The sequence below is a fragment of the Pseudomonas fluorescens genome, assembly GCF_001902145.1.
Taxonomy (GTDB): domain Bacteria; phylum Pseudomonadota; class Gammaproteobacteria; order Pseudomonadales; family Pseudomonadaceae; genus Aquipseudomonas; species Aquipseudomonas fluorescens_BV.
This window is the reverse complement of sequence record NZ_MRST01000026.1, coordinates 622,094-638,926: the sequence shown is the minus strand read 5'-3', so window position 1 is coordinate 638,926 and position 16,833 is coordinate 622,094. Positions and strand designations below refer to the sequence as shown.

Sequence of the window (16,833 nt, the reverse complement as noted above, 5' to 3'; positions counted from 1 at the left end):
TGGGAACACAAGCAAGAATGGCTAAGGTATTCGCGATTGCGAACCAGAAAGGTGGTGTGGGTAAAACCACCACCTGTATCAACCTCGCAGCATCCCTGGTCGCGACCAAGCGTCGGGTGCTGCTGATCGATCTCGATCCACAGGGCAACGCCACCATGGGTAGCGGTGTGGATAAACACGGCCTGGAAAACTCGGTCTACGATTTGCTGATTGGCGAATGCGACCTGGCCCAGGCCATGCACTATTCCGAGCACGGCGGTTACCAACTGCTGCCGGCTAACCGCGATCTGACCGCGGCGGAAGTGGTGCTGCTGGAAATGCAGATGAAAGAAAGCCGTCTGCGCAGCGCCTTGGCGCCTATCCGCGAAAACTACGACTACATTTTGATCGACTGCCCGCCGTCGCTGTCGATGCTCACGCTTAACGCCCTGGTGGCCGCCGATGGGGTAATTATCCCCATGCAGTGCGAGTACTTCGCTCTCGAAGGCCTGAGCGACCTTGTGGATAACATCAAGCGAATTGCCGAGTTGCTCAACCCGAACCTGAAAGTCGAAGGCCTGCTGCGGACCATGTATGACCCGCGCCTGAGCCTGATGAACGATGTCTCGGCGCAGCTCAAGGAGCACTTCGGTGACCAGCTGTACGACACCGTGATTCCACGCAACATCCGCCTGGCCGAAGCGCCAAGCTATGGCATGCCCGCGCTGGCGTACGACAAATCCTCGCGTGGTGCCATTGCCTACCTGGCATTGGCTGGCGAGATGGTTCGCCGTCAACGCCGCAATTCACGTACCGCTGCAGCCCAGCCAACTTAAGGAATCCCCATGGCCGTCAAGAAACGAGGTCTCGGACGTGGACTGGATGCACTGTTGAGTGGTCCGACCGTCACATCGCTTGAAGAACAAGCGGTGCAGGCCGACGAGCGCGAGCTGCAGCACTTGCCGCTGGACCTGATCCAGCGCGGCAAATACCAGCCACGTCGGGACATGGACCCGCAGGCCCTGGAAGAACTGTCCAACTCGATCAAGGCTCAGGGCGTGATGCAGCCTATTGTGGTGCGCCCCATTGGCGGTGGCCGCTTCGAGATCATCGCCGGAGAGCGCCGCTGGCGTGCCAGCCAGCAGGCCGGCAAGGAAACCATCCCTGCGATGGTGCGCGATGTGCCGGATGAAACCGCGATCGCCATGGCATTGATCGAGAATATCCAGCGTGAAGACCTCAACCCGATCGAAGAAGCGATTGCGTTGCAGCGTTTGCAGCAGGAATTCCAACTCACCCAGCAACAAGTGGCCGAGGCGGTGGGCAAGTCCCGCGTCACAGTGTCGAACTTGTTGCGTTTGATTGCGCTGCCGGAAGTGATCAAGACCATGTTGTCCCACGGCGACCTCGAAATGGGCCATGCCCGTGCGTTGCTCGGTTTGCCGGAAAATCAACAAGTTGAAGGGGCGCGACACGTTGTCGCACGAGGCCTGACCGTACGTCAGACCGAGGCGTTGGTACGCCAATGGCTCAGCGGAAAACCTGCACCGGTCGAAACCGCCAAGCCTGATCCGGATATCGCGCGACTCGAGCAGCGCCTGGCCGAGCGCCTGGGCTCTGCGGTGCAAATTCGTCACGGCAAGAAGGGCAAAGGGCAATTGGTTATCGGATATAACTCCCTTGACGAGCTTCAAGGCGTCCTTGCCCACATCCGCTGAAACATTTGCTTATGTAGCGCGTGATCGGAAATCACTACCCGACAGTTGAATAGGGGCTGAACCGCCCCTATACTCTGCGCGCATTTTGTCGGCACAAATTATGCCAAGTTATTGATTTCCGGCAGCCGACCATTGAGGAGCAAGAGTGATGGAAACCCGCACGCCAAACACGTTGCCGTTCCATCGCTTGGCTGTTTTTCCGGTTCTACTGGCTCAATTTGTCATTTTGCTGATCGCCGCATTGGCGCTTTGGTATTGGCATGGAGTCGTAGCCGGGTATTCAGGACTCTGCGGAGGCCTGATAGCCTTGCTGCCCAATATGTATTTTGCTCACAGGGCCTTTCGGTTTTCCGGCGCCCGAGCAGCCCAGGCTATCGTCCGGTCTTTTTATGCCGGCGAGGCGGGGAAACTGATTTTGACGGCAGTGCTGTTTGCACTGACCTTTGCAGGTGTGAAGCCATTGGCGCCGCTGGCTGTATTCGGCGTCTTCGTGTTGACCCAACTGGTCAGCTGGTTCGCTCCCCTGCTAATGAAAACAAGACTTTCGAAACCTTAGGGCGTTTGAGGCAACCATGGCAGAAACAACCGCTTCGGGCTATATCCAGCACCACTTGCAGAACCTGACCTTCGGTCAGCTTCCTAATGGCGGCTGGGGCTTTGCCCACACCGCAGCAGAAGCCAAAGAAATGGGTTTCTGGGCTTTCCACCTGGACACTCTGGGTTGGTCGGTCGCATTGGGCCTGATCTTCGTCCTGATTTTCCGCATGGCGGCAAAGAAGGCGACTTCCGGTCAGCCAGGTGCTTTGCAGAACTTCGTTGAAGTATTGGTCGAATTCGTCGATGGCAGCGTGAAAGACAGCTTCCATGGCCGTAGCCCGGTGATTGCACCGCTGGCACTGACCATCTTCGTCTGGGTGTTCCTGATGAACGCCGTCGACCTGATTCCGGTGGACTGGATTCCTCAGTTGGCCATGGCGATCTCCGGCGACCCGCACATTCCATTCCGCGCCGTATCCACCACTGACCCGAACGCCACACTGGGCATGGCTCTGTCGGTATTCGCGCTGATCATTTTCTACAGCATCAAGGTCAAGGGCATCGGCGGCTTCATCGGCGAACTGACCCTGCACCCGTTCGGCAGCAAGAACATCTTCGTTCAAGCCCTGCTGATCCCGGTGAACTTCCTGCTGGAATTCGTCACCCTGATCGCCAAGCCGATTTCCCTGGCTCTGCGACTGTTCGGCAACATGTATGCCGGCGAGCTGGTGTTCATTCTGATCGCTGTGATGTTCGGCAGCGGCCTGCTCTGGCTTAGCGGCCTGGGCGTAGTACTGCAGTGGGCGTGGGCTGTGTTCCACATCCTGATCATTACCCTGCAGGCCTTCATCTTCATGATGCTGACCATCGTCTACCTGTCGATGGCGCACGAAGAGAACCATTAAGACCAGTCTCGACTAGTCTGATGTCCTTCCCGGTCAAACGGGAAGGTGGCCCAACAGGGCTATGAAACGATTTGTTTTACCGCTTTAAAATCTAAAAAACCTAAACCATACGACGTAAAAGTCGGGAGGAAAGATGGAAACTGTAGTTGGTCTAACCGCTATCGCTGTTGCACTGTTGATCGGCCTGGGCGCCCTGGGTACTGCCATTGGTTTCGGCCTGCTGGGCGGCAAATTCCTGGAAGGCGCAGCGCGTCAGCCAGAAATGGTCCCAATGCTGCAAGTTAAAATGTTCATCGTCGCCGGCCTGCTCGACGCCGTGACCATGATCGGCGTTGGTATCGCACTGTTCTTCACCTTCGCGAACCCCTTCGTTGGTCAACTCGCTGGCTAATCACTCGACTTTTCGAGTGATTGGGGTGATGGACAACGAATGAGCGAGGTGTTGGCGTGAACATTAATGCAACCCTGATTGGCCAATCCGTTGCGTTCTTCATTTTTGTAGTGTTTTGCATGAAGTTCGTGTGGCCTCCGGTCATCGCGGCTTTGCACGAACGTCAGAAGAAGATCGCGGATGGTTTGGACGCTGCCAGCCGTGCAGCTCGCGACCTGGAGTTGGCCCACGAGAAAGTGGGTCAGCAACTGCGCGAAGCTAAAGCACAGGCAGCCGAGATCATTGAGCAAGCCAAGAAACGCGGTAACCAGATCGTCGAAGAGGCTGTTGAAAAAGCCCGCGTCGAAGCTGACCGTGTGAAGGCTTCGGCTCATGCCGAGATCGAACAGGAACTGAACGGTGTCAAAGACGCGCTGCGTGCCCAACTGGGTGCTCTGGCCGTCGGCGGTGCTGAGAAGATCCTCGGTGCCACAATCGATCAAAACGCGCACGCGGAGCTGGTTAACAAACTGGCTGCTGAAATTTAAGCGAGGGCGATCATGGCAGAACTGACCACGTTGGCCCGACCTTACGCTAAGGCAGCCTTCGAGCACGCCCAGGCCCACCAGCAGCTGGCCTCTTGGTCAGCCATGCTCGGCCTGGCTGCAGCAGTGTCGCAAGACGACACCATGCAGCGCGTGCTCAAGGCCCCGCGCCTGACGAGCGCAGACAAGGCCGCCACTTTTATTGAAGTGTGCGGCGACAAGTTTGATGTGAAGGTGCAGAACTTCATCCACGTCATTGCCGAAAACGACCGTCTCCCGCTATTGCCGGAGATCGCCGCTCTGTTCGACCTGTACAAGGCCGAAGCAGAGAAATCGGTAGACGTTGAAGTGACCAGTGCTTTTGCATTGAACCAAGAACAGCAAGACAAACTCGCCAAGGTTCTCAGTGCACGACTCAATCGGGAAGTGCGCCTGCAAGCTTCGGAGGACGCATCGCTTATTGGTGGTGTTGTTATCCGTGCCGGCGACCTGGTTATCGATGGCTCGATTCGCGGCAAAATCGCGAAACTTGCCGAAGCATTGAAATCTTGAGTTTGAAGGGGCAGCAGAGCAATGCAGCAACTCAATCCTTCCGAAATAAGTGAAATTATCAAGGGCCGCATCGACAAGCTCGATGTGACCTCCCAAGCCCGTAACGAAGGCACTGTCGTCAGCGTATCTGACGGCATCGTGCGGATTCACGGTCTGGCCGACGTAATGTACGGCGAGATGATCGAGTTTCCGGGCGGCGTCTACGGTATGGCCCTCAACCTGGAGCAAGACTCCGTAGGTGCCGTTGTATTGGGCGCGTACACCAGTCTGGCTGAAGGCATGAGCGCCAAGTGCACAGGCCGCATCCTGGAAGTTCCGGTTGGTAAGGAACTGCTGGGTCGCGTAGTCGACGCACTGGGTAACCCTGTTGACGGTAAAGGTCCACTGGGCAACACCGAGACCGACGCGGTCGAGAAAGTTGCTCCAGGCGTGATCTGGCGTAAGTCGGTAGACCAGCCTGTACAGACTGGCTACAAGGCTGTCGATGCCATGATCCCGGTCGGCCGTGGCCAGCGTGAGCTGATCATCGGTGACCGTCAGATCGGTAAGACCGCTCTGGCGATCGACGCGATCATCAACCAGAAAGACAGCGGCATTTTCTGCGTCTACGTAGCCATCGGTCAGAAGCAATCGACCATCGCCAACGTAGTTCGCAAGCTGGAAGAAAACGGCGCCCTGGCCAACACGATCATCGTGGCTGCCAGTGCTTCGGAATCTCCTGCGCTGCAATTCCTGGCACCGTACTCCGGCTGCACCATGGGTGAATTCTTCCGCGACCGCGGTGAAGACGCGCTGATCGTTTATGACGATCTGTCCAAGCAAGCAGTGGCTTATCGCCAGATTTCCCTGCTGCTGCGCCGTCCACCAGGTCGTGAAGCTTACCCAGGCGACGTGTTCTATCTCCACTCCCGTCTGCTGGAGCGCGCATCCCGCGTTTCGGAAGAGTACGTAGAGAAGTTCACCAATGGCGCAGTGACCGGCAAAACCGGTTCCCTGACCGCACTGCCGATCATCGAAACCCAGGCTGGCGACGTTTCCGCGTTCGTTCCGACCAACGTGATTTCCATCACCGACGGTCAGATCTTCCTGGAATCGGCCATGTTCAACTCAGGGATTCGCCCTGCAGTGAACGCCGGTGTTTCGGTATCCCGTGTGGGTGGTGCCGCTCAGACCAAGATCATCAAGAAGCTCTCCGGTGGTATCCGTACCGCTCTGGCTCAGTACCGTGAACTGGCGGCATTCGCCCAGTTCGCTTCTGACCTGGACGAAGCGACCCGTAAGCAACTTGAGCATGGTCAGCGCGTTACCGAGCTGATGAAGCAGAAGCAATACGCCCCAATGTCGATCGCTGACATGGCGTTGTCGCTGTATGCCGCTGAGCGTGGGTTCCTGACCGACGTTGAAATCGCCAAGGTCGGCAGCTTTGAACAAGCGCTGATTGCTTACTTCAACCGCGATCACGCCGAATTGATGGCGAAGATCAACGTGAAGGGTGACTTCAATGACGATATCGATGCTGGCATGAAAGCCGGTATCGAGAAGTTCAAGGCCACCCAAACCTGGTAAGCCGCAGCGGGAGCCGCAAGGCTCCCGCTTGCTAACCTGATAGGTGTTACATGGCAGGCGCAAAAGAGATTCGCAGTAAGATTGCGAGCATCAAAAGCACGCAAAAAATTACCAGCGCCATGGAAAAAGTGGCGGTCAGCAAAATGCGCAAGGCACAAATGCGCATGGCTGCTAGCCGTCCTTATGCGGAGCGTATCCGCCAGGTAATTGGGCATCTGGCCAACGCCAACCCGGAATACCGCCACCCGTTCATGATCGAGCGCGCCGTCAAGCGTGCAGGTTATGTGGTAGTGAGCAGTGACCGTGGTTTGTGCGGTGGTCTGAATACCAACCTGTTCAAGGCCCTGGTCAAGGACATGGCGGTAAACCGCGAAAACGGCGTCGAGATCGATCTGTGTGTTGTTGGTAGCAAGGGTGCGGCCTTTTTCCGCAACTTCGGCGGTAACGTCGTTGCAGCTATCAGCCACCTGGGTGAAGAGCCGTCGATCAATGATTTGATCGGCAGTGTGAAGGTGATGCTGGATGCGTACCTGGAAGGCCGGATTGACCGCCTGTCCGTGGTATCCAACAAGTTCATCAACACCATGACCCAGCAGCCAACCGTGGAGCAATTGATTCCACTGGTGGCGACCCCGGATCAGGAACTCAAGCACCACTGGGACTACCTCTACGAACCAGACGCCAAAGAGCTGCTTGACGGCTTGATGGTGCGCTACGTGGAGTCGCAGGTGTACCAGGCGGTGGTCGAGAACAACGCAGCTGAACAAGCGGCGCGGATGATCGCGATGAAAAACGCTACCGATAACGCCGGTGATCTGATCAGCGATTTGCAGCTGATCTACAACAAGGCGCGTCAGGCTGCGATCACCCAAGAGATCTCGGAAATCGTCGGCGGCGCTGCCGCGGTTTAACGGTTCAAATATTCAGAGGATCCAGCTATGAGTAGCGGACGTATCGTTCAAATCATCGGCGCCGTTATCGACGTGGAATTTCCACGCGACAGCGTACCGAGCATCTACAACGCGCTGAAAGTACAAGGCGCGGAAACTACCCTGGAAGTTCAGCAGCAGCTGGGCGACGGCGTAGTTCGTACCATTGCGATGGGTTCCACCGAAGGCTTGAAGCGCGGTCTGGACGTTGTCGACACTGGCGCTGCCATCTCCGTACCGGTCGGTAAAGCGACCCTGGGCCGGATCATGGACGTACTGGGCAACCCGATCGACGAAGCTGGCCCGATTGCCACCGAAGAGCGCTGGGGCATTCACCGCGCAGCACCTTCGTTCGCAGAACAAGCGGGCGGCAACGACCTGCTGGAAACCGGCATCAAGGTTATCGACCTGGTTTGCCCGTTCGCCAAAGGCGGTAAAGTCGGTCTGTTCGGTGGTGCCGGTGTAGGCAAGACCGTAAACATGATGGAACTGATCCGTAACATCGCCATCGAGCACAGCGGTTATTCTGTGTTCGCAGGTGTTGGTGAGCGTACTCGTGAGGGTAACGACTTCTACCACGAGATGAAGGACTCCAACGTTCTGGACAAAGTGGCACTGGTTTACGGTCAGATGAACGAGCCGCCGGGAAACCGTCTGCGCGTAGCCCTGACTGGCCTGACCATGGCCGAGAAGTTCCGTGACGAAGGTAACGACGTTCTGCTGTTCGTCGACAACATCTATCGTTACACCCTGGCCGGTACTGAAGTATCCGCACTGCTGGGCCGTATGCCTTCGGCAGTAGGTTACCAGCCGACCCTGGCTGAAGAGATGGGCGTTCTGCAAGAACGTATCACTTCGACCAAGGAAGGTTCGATCACCTCGATCCAAGCGGTATACGTACCTGCGGATGACTTGACCGACCCGTCGCCAGCCACCACCTTCGCCCACTTGGACGCCACCGTCGTTCTGTCCCGTGACATCGCTTCCCTGGGTATCTACCCAGCGGTCGATCCACTCGACTCGACTTCGCGCCAGCTGGACCCGAACGTGATCGGCCAGGAGCACTACGACACCGCTCGCGGCGTTCAGTACGTGCTGCAGCGTTACAAAGAACTGAAGGACATCATTGCGATCCTGGGTATGGACGAGCTGTCGGAAGCCGACAAGCAGTTGGTAAACCGTGCTCGTAAGATCCAGCGTTTCTTGTCGCAGCCGTTCTTCGTGGCTGAAGTCTTCACCGGTGCCTCGGGTAAATACGTTTCCCTGAAAGACACCATTGCTGGCTTCAAAGGCATCCTCAACGGTGACTACGACCACCTGCCAGAACAAGCGTTCTACATGGTCGGCGGCATCGAAGAAGCGATCGAGAAAGCCAAGAAACTGTAATCCTGGCGCCCGGAAACGGGCGCTCATCAGGTTGAGGCAATCAGATGGCTATGACAGTCCATTGCGATATCGTCAGCGCGGAAGGGGAAATTTTCTCCGGTCTGGTCGAGTTTGTAACAGCGCACGGTGACCTGGGTGATCTTGGTATCGCCATGGGTCACGCCCCGCTTATCACAAGCTTGAAGCCAGGTCCGATCACTCTGACCAAGCAAGGCGGGGAACGTGAGGTGTTTTACATCTCCGGTGGTTTCCTCGAGGTTCAGCCGAACATGGTCAAGGTACTTGCCGACACCGTGCAACGTGCTGGCGACCTGGATGAAGCCTCCGCTCAGGAAGCCGTCAAGGCTGCCGAGAAGGCGCTGAACGAAAAAGGCGCAGACTTCGACTACAGCGCTGCTGCAGTCCGTCTGGCCGAGGCCGCAGCCCAGCTGCGTACTCTCCAGCAGATCCGCAAGAAGTAAGCGGCGACGCCGTTTTGCTTGATGCGTGATTGATTAAAAAGGGTAGCCTCGGCTACCCTTTTTCTTTTTTTGCAAAACACTTCTTTGGTCTGAACCCGGACCGCCCAGGATTGGTAGCCATTCATGTCTCTTGAAATCGTCATTCTCGCCGCAGGCCAGGGCACCCGCATGCGTTCAGCCCTGCCCAAGGTACTGCATCCGGTCGCGGGCAACTCCATGCTGGGCCATGTTATCCACAGCGCCCGCCAGTTGGACCCACAACGTATTCATGTGGTGATTGGCCACGGTGCAGACGTGGTCCGTGAGCGTCTGGCTGCGGACGATCTGAATTTCGTATTGCAAGACAAGCAACTGGGCACCGGCCACGCGACCGCGCAGGCTGTGCCTTTCATCACCGCTGACACGGTATTGATCCTCTACGGCGATGTACCACTGATTGAAGTGGAAACCCTGCAACGTCTGCTCAAGCACGTAGTGCCTGGCCAGATGGGCCTGCTCACCGTTGAACTGGATGACCCTACGGGCTACGGCCGCATTGTGCGCAACGCCGACGGCAAGGTGGCTGCCATCGTTGAACACAAGGATGCCAGCGAAGCTCAGCGCGCGATTACTGAAGGCAATACCGGCATTCTCGCCGTGCCTGCCAACAAGCTCGCCGACTGGATGAGCCGCCTGTCCAACAACAACGCCCAAGGCGAGTATTACCTCACCGACGTCATCGAGATGGCTGTCAGCGATGGCCTGCTGGTCGCCACCGAGCAGCCCCACCATCCGATGGAAGTGCAGGGTGCCAACGACCGCAAGCAACTGGCAGAGCTGGAACGTCACTATCAACTGCGCGAAGGTCTGCGCCTGATGGCCCAGGGCGTGACCCTGCGAGACCCGGCGCGTTTCGATGTACGTGGCGAAGTCACCGTGGGCCGCGACATCCTGATTGATATCAATGTGATCCTCGAAGGCCGCGTGATCATTGAAGACGGTGTGGTCATCGGCCCGAACTGCGTGATCAAGGACAGCACCTTGCGCAAAGGCGTGGTCGTCAAGGCCAACAGCCATATCGACGGTGCGGTGATGGGCGAGGGCAGCGATGCCGGGCCGTTTGCGCGCTTGCGTCCGGGTAGCGAGCTGGGGGCCAAGGCCCATGTGGGTAACTTTGTCGAACTGAAAAACGCTCACCTCGGCGAAGGCGCCAAAGTCGGCCACCTGACTTACCTGGGCGATGCCGTCATCGGCGCACGCACCAACATCGGTGCTGGCACCATCACCTGCAACTATGACGGTGCCAACAAGTACCAGACCACCATTGGTGAAGACGTGTTCATCGGCTCCAATAACTCGCTGGTTGCTCCCGTGACCATCGGTGATGGTTCCAACACCGCAGCGGGCTCGACCATCAACCAGGATGTGGATAAGTCCCAACTGGCCGTTGCCCGCGCTCGCCAACGTAACATCGACGGCTGGAAACGCCCGGTCAAACTCAAAAAGACCTGAGTTATCCACAGTATTTGAAATACACGGTACCCATGTGGGAGCGGGCTTGCTCGCGAATGCGCACTGTCAGGCACTGAGTATGTGTCTGGTACATCGCCTTCGCGAGCAAGCCCGCTCCCACATTTGATGCGTGATGACCTAAAAATTTGCTCACTGTGCTTGACGATCTTTCGCCAATAGGTTTTGATTGCCTTCGTTATCTTTCGAAACGAAACTTATCACTACCATGTCGAAACGAAATACTCCCCAACGGCGCCACAATATCCTCACCTTGCTCAACGAACAGGGCGAAGTCAGCGTGGACGAGTTGGCCAAACATTTCGAAACTTCGGAAGTGACCATCCGTAAGGACCTTGCCGCCCTCGAAAGTAACGGCCTGCTTCTGCGTCGCTACGGCGGCGCAATCACCATGCCTCAGGAGCTGGTGGGCGACGCTGCCCAGCCCATCTCGGCTTACAAGCGCGCCATCGCGCGTGCGGCAGTGGTGCGTTTGCGCGAACACGCACGCATCATCATCGACAGCGGCAGCACCACCGCCGCCATGATTCCCGAACTGGGCCATCAGCCGGGCCTGGTGGTGATGACCAACTCTCTGAACGTGGCCCGCGCCTTGAGCGAACTGGAACATGAACCAGTGCTGTTGATGACCGGCGGCACCTGGGACCCGCATTCGGATTCGTTCCAGGGCCAGGTCGCCGAGCAGGTGCTGCGTTCCTATGACTTTGACCAGTTGTTCATCGGTGCCGATGGCATCGATCTGCAGCGCGGCACCACTACCTTCAACGAACTGCTAGGCCTGAGCCGTGTGATGGCCGAGGTCGCCCGTGAAGTGGTGGTGATGGTCGAATCCGACAAGATCGGCCGCAAGATTCCCAACCTGGAACTGCCCTGGAGCAGTGTCCATACCCTTATTACCGATGATCGCCTGCCGCTTGAGGCCCGCGACCAGATCCAAGCCCGCGGCATTACGCTGATATGCGCGGCAATCATCTAGGAGAAACACCATGTGTGGAATTGTTGGCGCCGTCGCCGAACGTAACGTTACTGCCATCCTGATCGAAGGCCTCAAGCGCCTCGAATACCGCGGCTACGACAGCGCCGGTGTGGCGGTTTTCACCAACGCCGGCAAGCTAGAGCGCATGCGCCGCCCGGGCAAGGTCAGCGAACTGGACCAGGCTCTGGCCGGTGAGCCACTCGTAGGCCGCCTGGGCATTGCCCACACCCGTTGGGCTACTCACGGTGCACCGTGCGAGCGTAACGCTCACCCGCACTTCTCCGGCGACCTGGCAGTGGTGCACAACGGCATCATCGAAAACCACGAAGTGCTGCGCGAACAACTCAAGGGCCTGGGCTACGTCTTCACCTCGGACACCGACACCGAAGTGATCGCCCACCTGCTCAACCACAAGCTCAAGGACCACAGCGACCTGACCACCGCCCTCAAGGCCACGGTCAAGGAACTGCATGGCGCCTACGGCCTGGCCGTGATCAGCGCCAGCCAGCCTGACCGCGTCGTGGCAGCTCGCAGCGGCAGCCCGCTGGTAATCGGCCTGGGCCTGGGCGAGAACTTCCTCGCCTCCGACCAACTGGCCCTGCGCCAGGTGACCGACCGCTTCATGTACCTGGAAGAAGGCGATATTGCCGACATCCGTCGTGAAAGTGTGCAGATCTGGGATGTTAACGGGCAGTCCGTCGAGCGCGAAGCCGTGCAGTACCGCGACGGTGCCGAAGCCGCCGACAAAGGCGAGTTCCGCCACTTCATGCTCAAAGAAATCCACGAACAGCCTTCTGTGGTGCAGCGCACCCTGGAAGGTCGCCTGAGCCAGAACCAGGTGTTGGTCAACGCTTTCGGCCCGCAAGCCGCCGAACTGTTCGCCAAAGTGCGCAATGTGCAGATCGTCGCCTGTGGCACCAGCTATCACGCCGGTATGGTTGCGCGTTACTGGTTGGAAGAACTGGCCGGTATTCCGTGCCAGGTCGAAGTCGCCAGCGAATTCCGCTACCGCAAGGTGGTGGTGCAGCCGGACACTCTGTTCGTGACCATCTCCCAATCCGGCGAGACCGCCGACACCCTGGCTGCCCTGCGCAACGCCAAGGAACTGGGTTTCCTCGGCAGCCTGGCGATCTGCAACGTCAGCATCAGCTCCCTGGTGCGTGAATCCGACCTGACCCTGCTGACCCAGGCCGGTCGCGAAATCGGCGTCGCCTCCACCAAGGCTTTCACCACCCAACTGGTGGGCCTGTTGCTGCTGACCCTGTCACTGGGCCAAGTGCGCGGCACGCTCGCCGAAGGCGTTGAAGCTACCCTGGTGGAAGAACTGCGCCGCCTGCCAACCCGTTTGGGCGAAGCCCTGGCCATGGACAGCACCGTGGAAAAAGTCGCCGAGCTGTTCGCCGACAAGAACCACACCCTGTTCCTGGGCCGTGGCGCGCAGTACCCGGTGGCGATGGAAGGCTCGCTGAAACTCAAGGAAATCTCGTACATCCACGCCGAAGCCTACCCGGCCGGTGAGCTCAAGCACGGCCCGCTGGCCCTGGTGGATGACGACATGCCGGTGGTCACTGTCGCGCCGAACAACGAACTGCTGGAGAAGCTCAAGTCCAACCTGCAGGAAGTGCGCGCCCGTGGCGGCCAGTTGATCGTCTTCGCGGATGAGAAGGCCGGCATGACCAACGGTGAAGGCACCCACGTCATCAACATGCCGCACATCCACGACACGCTGTCGCCGATCCTCTACACCATCCCGCTGCAGTTGCTGTCGTACTACGTCGCCGTGCTCAAAGGCACCGACGTTGACCAGCCGCGTAACCTGGCGAAGTCGGTGACGGTGGAGTAAGCCTTACTGATGTACCCAAAAGGGGCTGTTTTAAACAGCCCTTTTTTCGTTTTGGATTCGCTCAATTCAAGGATGCCCATTGATGCAAAACCACAAAACCAAGGTGGGAGGGAGCAAGCCCCCTCACCTTCTGTAGGAGCGAGCTTGCTCGCGAAAAACGTCAACGATAACGCGTGCTTCCTGAATAAACGCGGTGCCTGTGAATTTTTCGCGAGCAAGCTCGCTCCTACATGGGGCATTGGTGTTGAGAAAGGGATGGGTCAAGTCCACCAGTAGCGTACGAGGTGGAAGAAAATCGGCGCCGCAAAGCACACCGAATCCAGCCGATCCAACATCCCGCCGTGCCCTTCGATCATGTGCCCCCAGTCTTTCACGCCGCGGTCACGCTTGATCGCCGACATCACGATCCCGCCGGCAAACCCCAGCAAGTTGATCAGCAGCGCGATCAGGAACGACTGCCAGGGATTGAACGGTGTGGTCCACCACAGCGCTGCGCCGATCAAGGATGACAACAGAATCCCACCGACAAACCCTTCCACGGTTTTCGAGGGTGACAGGTTGGGTGCGATCTTGTGCTTGCCGAACAGCTTGCCGCATACGTACTGCAGCACGTCCGACAGTTGCACCACGATCACCAGGTAGGCGATCAACAGCAGGTTGCGGCCTTCGTAGCCGGGGATGTCCAACGTCAGCAGGGCCGGTACGAAGGACACGCAGAACACCGCGATCATCAGCCCCCATTGCACCTTCGATGCACGTTCCAGGAAGTGCGTACTGTCGCCGCCCAGGGAGGCGAGGATTGGCAGCAGCAGAAATACGTACACCGGAATGAAGATCGAGAACAGTCCATACCAGTCAGCGTAGATCAGCAGGTATTGCAGCGGCAGGGCCAGGTAGAACGCGGCCACCAGGGCCGGGTAGTCGCTGCGCCGGGTCGGGGTGAGGGTGAGGAATTCGCGCAGGGCGTAGAACGACACCGCGTAGAACAGCAGGATCACCGCGCCGGTGCCGAGCCAGAATGCGATGCCGATCACCACCACCATTACCCACCAGGCGTTGATGCGGGCGTTGAGGTTGTCGATCACCGCATTCGGGTTGCCACGGGTGCGCAGCTTGAGGATCAGGCCGATCAGCGAAGCGATGACCAGGATCGCGCCGATGCCGCCAAATAACATCAGGGTTTGGCTATCCATCTCAGGAATGCTCCGGGGCAAGGGCGAGCAGGGCGTCGCGGCTGCGGGCAAGGAAGTCGGCTTTGTCTTCGCCTTCTTCCAGTTGCAGGGGGGCACCGAAGCTGGTGGTGCACAACAACGGCAGCGGTAATACGCGACCCTTGGGCATGACTCGGTTCAGATTGGCTATCCACACAGGGACCAACTCGGCCTGTGGGTAACTCTTTGCCAGGTGATACAAGCCGCTTTTGAACGGCAGCAAGCCATCCTCCAGATTGCGCGTGCCTTCGGGGAAAATGATCAGAGAGTCGCCGCCTTCCAGCGCCGCAAGCATGGGCTGCAATGGGTTATCCACAGGGTCTTTGCGCTCACGGTCGATCAGCACGCCATTGAACACACGATTGATGATGTAGCGGCGCAGCGCACTCTTGTTCCAGTAATCACTGCCGGCCACCGGGCGCGTAAATTTGCGCAGGTTTTGCGGCAGCGATGCCCATACCAGCACGAAGTCGCCGTGGCTGCTGTGGTTGGCGAAATAGATGCGCTGCACCGGGACCGGCGCGCACCCCAGCCACAGGCTGCGGGCGCCAGTGACGGTGCGGGCCATGGAAGTAATCAGCGTGGCGACCACGGGTTCGAACATGGGAATTCCTTATCCGGCGAAAGGTAGCCAGGGGCTGGCGAGAATGACGCCCAGTGTCAGCAGCGCTTGCGCGCCCAGCAGCCAGGCTTGTTTACGCAGCAGTTTGAGGGCGCCGCGACGGCGTTCAGTCCAGGGGCGACCGGCTCGTTTGGGCGATTGCAGGCCAAGGGTCTGCAGGGCCTGGTCCAGGTCTGGCGTGCGGGTGGTGTCGCGAGCGAGCAGGGCGAACAGGTCGGCGTCGAAGGCCACCCGCAGCGCCCAATATTTTTGCAACAGGCCCAGCACAATCATCCACAGGGCCAACAGCAGGCAAATGGTGGAAATACTGGCCAACAGCAGCTGGGCGAGGCCGAACAGCACACCGAGCAGTGTCAGCCCTGTGGATAACTGATCCAGTGATCGGCCACGGCGCAACAGGCTGGCGACCACCTGGAGTTCCATATCAGCAGGCATTTGGCAAACCCTCCAATGCTTGACGGTGTGCGGGGTGCAGGACCACATCGGCCCGCGCTGTACGAATGATAGCCAGCGCTTGCTCGACCGTGGTGGCGCGCCCGGTGTTCAGCAGCCAGGCGGCGACGGCGGTGGCGCTGCGTGAGTAACCGAGGGCGCAACACACCAACAGGGGGCCGCTCGCTCGCAGGCGTTCAATGGCGTGTGCGGCTTTCAGGCAGTCGTCGGGGGTTGGAGCGATCAGGTCCAGCACGGGCACGCAGGTATAAGCACGGCCCTGTGGATTAATCGGCAGTTCGGCGCATAAATCGACGATGGCCTTGAATGAATCCTGCTCGCGGGTGGTGGGAATACGCCCGAGCCAGACGTTATCCACAATCCGATCAGCCTGCGGGTGTTTGCACGTCCACAGCCGCGAATTGATCCAGGCGCCCGCAAGATAAGGCGCATACAACCAGCGCGCGGCAGGCATAAGGCGGCCATCTTCGCGCTTTTGAAAGCCTGACGCACCGAGCACAAGGTAATTTGCCGTGATCAACCCCAGAGAAACCGCCGGCCACAGCAGCCATAGCCAACCCCCTTCGAGTACACAGGCCGGCACCGCCAGAACCAAGGCACCTAACCCATAGCGCATCCCCAGCCGCCAGCGCTGGGGGGCTCGCGTCAACCGTGCGTTCAGTAATGGGCTCGGGTGTTCCACTGGCCATAACCACACGCACAACCACCCTGCGAGGGCGCCTGTGGGTAAGTCGATAAAGTGGTGTTGATAAGTAGTCAGTACCGAAACGCCGATCAGCGCGAACCAGCCGTGCACTACCCAGCGCCAGAATCCTTGAGTGTGCCGCTGGTACATCACCCACAGGATCACCAGCAGCGCGATATGCAGCGAAGGCGCCTGGTTGAAGGGCTTGTCAAAACCGGCCAGCACCGCGAACAGCCAGCCAAACACACCGTCCAGTTCTGGCCGCTCGAAGGTAAAGCGCAGTGGCCAGATCAGGAAGCAACTCACGGCTATCACCTGCGCACTCAGCAGGCGCAGCGCATGCTGTTTGAGCTCATGACGCGTGTTGGGTAGCAGCAGTGAGAATCCGTAAAGCAGGTCGATGGACCAATAGGGCACGATGGTCCAGGCCCAGAACGGCATATGGCTTTCCCAGCCGAACACCAGCGTGCCGACGTCGCTGCGCTGGCTGGTGACCCAGGTGGCGAAGCCGTAGGTGCTGAAAAACAGCGGTGCCAACAGCAGCAGCCAGAGCACCGCAGGTTTCAATAAACCGGGTTCGCGCATG

Annotated in this window: 18 protein-coding genes; 14 read left to right on the top strand and 4 right to left on the bottom strand. The window is 58.6% G+C overall.

Annotation, left to right across the window (positions count from 1 at the left end):
• Nucleotides 1-17: 17 nt before the first annotated feature.
• The 14 genes from BUE92_RS22450 to glmS all read left to right on the top strand — a co-directional run bounded on the left by BUE92_RS22450 (nt 18) and on the right by glmS (nt 13,276).
• Complete coding sequence (locus BUE92_RS22450) at nt 18-815, top strand: ParA family protein (RefSeq protein WP_005792605.1); 798 nt, start codon at nt 18-20, stop codon at nt 813-815.
• 9 nt (nt 816-824) lie between these two features.
• Entirely contained in the window at nt 825-1,697 is an 873-nt protein-coding gene (locus tag BUE92_RS22445; RefSeq protein ID WP_003195890.1) for a ParB/RepB/Spo0J family partition protein, read from the top strand.
• Nucleotides 1,698-1,845: 148 nt separating this feature from the next.
• Nucleotides 1,846-2,253: a F0F1 ATP synthase subunit I gene (locus tag BUE92_RS22440; protein WP_010565865.1), complete on the top strand. Its 408-nt coding sequence runs from the start codon at nt 1,846-1,848 to the stop codon at nt 2,251-2,253.
• A 16-nt stretch (nt 2,254-2,269) separates the two neighbouring features.
• Nucleotides 2,270-3,139: a F0F1 ATP synthase subunit A gene (gene atpB, locus BUE92_RS22435; RefSeq protein WP_003195886.1), complete on the top strand. Its 870-nt coding sequence runs from the start codon at nt 2,270-2,272 to the stop codon at nt 3,137-3,139.
• A 133-nt stretch (nt 3,140-3,272) separates the two neighbouring features.
• A complete protein-coding gene (gene atpE, locus BUE92_RS22430) occupies nt 3,273-3,530 on the top strand; it encodes a F0F1 ATP synthase subunit C (protein ID WP_002555987.1) in 258 nt (85 codons plus the stop codon).
• A gap of 56 nt (nt 3,531-3,586) precedes the next feature.
• On the top strand, nt 3,587-4,057 hold the full coding sequence (locus tag BUE92_RS22425; RefSeq protein ID WP_003195835.1) for a F0F1 ATP synthase subunit B: 471 nt from the start codon (nt 3,587-3,589) through the stop codon (nt 4,055-4,057).
• Between the two features lie 12 nt (nt 4,058-4,069).
• On the top strand, nt 4,070-4,606 hold the full coding sequence (locus tag BUE92_RS22420) for a F0F1 ATP synthase subunit delta (RefSeq protein ID WP_003195833.1): 537 nt from the start codon (nt 4,070-4,072) through the stop codon (nt 4,604-4,606).
• Nucleotides 4,607-4,627: 21 nt separating this feature from the next.
• Nucleotides 4,628-6,172 carry a F0F1 ATP synthase subunit alpha gene (atpA, locus tag BUE92_RS22415; protein ID WP_003195831.1) on the top strand — a complete coding sequence of 515 codons (1,545 nt, stop codon included), beginning with the start codon at nt 4,628-4,630 and terminating at the stop codon, nt 6,170-6,172.
• Nucleotides 6,173-6,222: 50 nt separating this feature from the next.
• Nucleotides 6,223-7,083, top strand: a complete 861-nt coding sequence (gene atpG / locus BUE92_RS22410; RefSeq protein ID WP_005792602.1) for a F0F1 ATP synthase subunit gamma — start codon at nt 6,223-6,225, stop codon at nt 7,081-7,083.
• A 27-nt stretch (nt 7,084-7,110) separates the two neighbouring features.
• On the top strand, nt 7,111-8,487 hold the full coding sequence (gene atpD, locus BUE92_RS22405; RefSeq protein WP_003195827.1) for a F0F1 ATP synthase subunit beta: 1,377 nt from the start codon (nt 7,111-7,113) through the stop codon (nt 8,485-8,487).
• 44 nt (nt 8,488-8,531) lie between these two features.
• Nucleotides 8,532-8,948, top strand: coding sequence for a F0F1 ATP synthase subunit epsilon (locus BUE92_RS22400; RefSeq protein WP_003195825.1), 417 nt, complete (start codon nt 8,532-8,534; stop codon nt 8,946-8,948).
• Between the two features lie 123 nt (nt 8,949-9,071).
• A complete protein-coding gene (glmU, locus tag BUE92_RS22395) occupies nt 9,072-10,439 on the top strand; it encodes a bifunctional UDP-N-acetylglucosamine diphosphorylase/glucosamine-1-phosphate N-acetyltransferase GlmU (RefSeq protein ID WP_073526333.1) in 1,368 nt (455 codons plus the stop codon).
• A gap of 226 nt (nt 10,440-10,665) precedes the next feature.
• A complete protein-coding gene (locus tag BUE92_RS22390) occupies nt 10,666-11,433 on the top strand; it encodes a DeoR/GlpR family DNA-binding transcription regulator (RefSeq protein ID WP_073526332.1) in 768 nt (255 codons plus the stop codon).
• 10 nt (nt 11,434-11,443) lie between these two features.
• Complete coding sequence (glmS, locus tag BUE92_RS22385; protein ID WP_032894388.1) at nt 11,444-13,276, top strand: glutamine--fructose-6-phosphate transaminase (isomerizing); 1,833 nt, start codon at nt 11,444-11,446, stop codon at nt 13,274-13,276.
• A gap of 260 nt (nt 13,277-13,536) precedes the next feature.
• On the opposite strand, the gene BUE92_RS22375 is transcribed toward glmS, so the two are convergent.
• The 4 genes from BUE92_RS22375 to BUE92_RS22360 are packed head-to-tail and all read right to left on the bottom strand — an operon-like array spanning nt 13,537 to nt 16,832.
• Complete coding sequence (locus BUE92_RS22375) at nt 13,537-14,469, bottom strand: phosphatidate cytidylyltransferase (RefSeq protein WP_057710628.1); 933 nt, start codon at nt 14,467-14,469, stop codon at nt 13,537-13,539.
• A gap of 1 nt (nt 14,470) precedes the next feature.
• Nucleotides 14,471-15,091, bottom strand: a complete 621-nt coding sequence (locus BUE92_RS22370) for a lysophospholipid acyltransferase family protein (protein WP_034129175.1) — start codon at nt 15,089-15,091, stop codon at nt 14,471-14,473.
• A 9-nt stretch (nt 15,092-15,100) separates the two neighbouring features.
• A complete protein-coding gene (locus BUE92_RS22365; protein WP_054896098.1) occupies nt 15,101-15,544 on the bottom strand; it encodes a hypothetical protein in 444 nt (147 codons plus the stop codon).
• Entirely contained in the window at nt 15,534-16,832 is a 1,299-nt protein-coding gene (locus BUE92_RS22360) for a phosphatase PAP2/dual specificity phosphatase family protein (protein ID WP_073526331.1), read from the bottom strand. The genes BUE92_RS22365 and BUE92_RS22360 overlap by 11 nt, the downstream gene beginning before the upstream one ends.
• Between the last annotated feature and the right edge of the window lies 1 nt (nt 16,833).

Bases quoted from the DNA above. Each gene is read 5' to 3' on its own strand.
- atpE (WP_002555987.1), top strand. From the start codon at position 3,273: ATGGAAACTGTAGTTGGTCTAACCGCTATCGCTGTTGCACTGTTGATC.
- BUE92_RS22445 (WP_003195890.1), top strand. From the start codon at position 825: ATGGCCGTCAAGAAACGAGGTCTCGGACGTGGACTGGATGCACTGTTG.
- atpG (WP_005792602.1), top strand. From the start codon at position 6,223: ATGGCAGGCGCAAAAGAGATTCGCAGTAAGATTGCGAGCATCAAAAGC.
- BUE92_RS22420 (WP_003195833.1), top strand. From the start codon at position 4,070: ATGGCAGAACTGACCACGTTGGCCCGACCTTACGCTAAGGCAGCCTTC.
- BUE92_RS22450 (WP_005792605.1), top strand. From the start codon at position 18: ATGGCTAAGGTATTCGCGATTGCGAACCAGAAAGGTGGTGTGGGTAAA.
- BUE92_RS22375 (WP_057710628.1), bottom strand. From the start codon at position 14,469: ATGGATAGCCAAACCCTGATGTTATTTGGCGGCATCGGCGCGATCCTG.
- BUE92_RS22440 (WP_010565865.1), top strand. From the start codon at position 1,846: ATGGAAACCCGCACGCCAAACACGTTGCCGTTCCATCGCTTGGCTGTT.
- glmS (WP_032894388.1), top strand. From the start codon at position 11,444: ATGTGTGGAATTGTTGGCGCCGTCGCCGAACGTAACGTTACTGCCATC.
- BUE92_RS22360 (WP_073526331.1), bottom strand. From the start codon at position 16,832: ATGCGCGAACCCGGTTTATTGAAACCTGCGGTGCTCTGGCTGCTGCTG.
- BUE92_RS22400 (WP_003195825.1), top strand. From the start codon at position 8,532: ATGGCTATGACAGTCCATTGCGATATCGTCAGCGCGGAAGGGGAAATT.
- atpB (WP_003195886.1), top strand. From the start codon at position 2,270: ATGGCAGAAACAACCGCTTCGGGCTATATCCAGCACCACTTGCAGAAC.
- BUE92_RS22365 (WP_054896098.1), bottom strand. From the start codon at position 15,544: ATGCCTGCTGATATGGAACTCCAGGTGGTCGCCAGCCTGTTGCGCCGT.
- glmU (WP_073526333.1), top strand. From the start codon at position 9,072: ATGTCTCTTGAAATCGTCATTCTCGCCGCAGGCCAGGGCACCCGCATG.
- BUE92_RS22370 (WP_034129175.1), bottom strand. From the start codon at position 15,091: ATGTTCGAACCCGTGGTCGCCACGCTGATTACTTCCATGGCCCGCACC.
- atpA (WP_003195831.1), top strand. From the start codon at position 4,628: ATGCAGCAACTCAATCCTTCCGAAATAAGTGAAATTATCAAGGGCCGC.
- atpD (WP_003195827.1), top strand. From the start codon at position 7,111: ATGAGTAGCGGACGTATCGTTCAAATCATCGGCGCCGTTATCGACGTG.
- BUE92_RS22390 (WP_073526332.1), top strand. From the start codon at position 10,666: ATGTCGAAACGAAATACTCCCCAACGGCGCCACAATATCCTCACCTTG.